Below are 577 nucleotides of genomic sequence, written 5' to 3' on the forward strand. Positions count from 1 at the left end.
AACCGATTTCAAAATCCCACAATTTGCAGCCGCAGGCTGCCCTGTTCATCATGCAGGAACGGTTCAGGTCATCGAGCAACCGGGTTGCTGCCTTGCGGTCATTGAGGAATACCTGCAGACCGAATACGGCCAGCAAGGCCCGTTCATAGGGTGTCAAGTCCAGAAGGCCATCATGAACATCTCCGACCTGCTCCTCGAACACCGCACGAGCAGCCTCCCGATCCAGCACTTTGCGCTGCACCAGGTTGTAACGTTCAGCAAACTCCTCGGGCTTTAGCGCCCAGGCATTGCTGGGAGAGGTATCGTTCATCAGACCATCGGGACCAGACGCAGCCAACACCGGGATGACCGAGGGTGCGAAACGACTCACCAGGCCAGGAAGCGTGTGAATGTTCACCAGGCGTTTACTGCGAAACGGCAGTACCGGATGCTGCGCCAGCCCCCAACTGCTCACAATCACCAGCGGTATCAGGAACAGCAGCAGAATCCCACTGGTGGCGTTCATTACCTCAAGCCACTCATCCAGCGTCACGGCTTTGGCGTGGTTGGCCACGTCGGCTGAACCGCCCCGGGTTTC

At 58.1% G+C, this 577-nt stretch carries 1 protein-coding gene; it reads right to left on the reverse strand.

The genetic code is table 11. The features are described 5' to 3' along the window. A partial coding sequence (locus tag ALO64_RS22615; RefSeq protein WP_456238969.1) for a secretion/conjugation apparatus DotM-related subunit occupies positions 1 to 577 on the reverse strand: 577 nt, incomplete at both ends.

The sequence above is a fragment of the Pseudomonas meliae genome (assembly GCF_001400515.1).
Classification (GTDB): Bacteria; Pseudomonadota; Gammaproteobacteria; order Pseudomonadales; family Pseudomonadaceae; genus Aquipseudomonas; species Aquipseudomonas amygdali.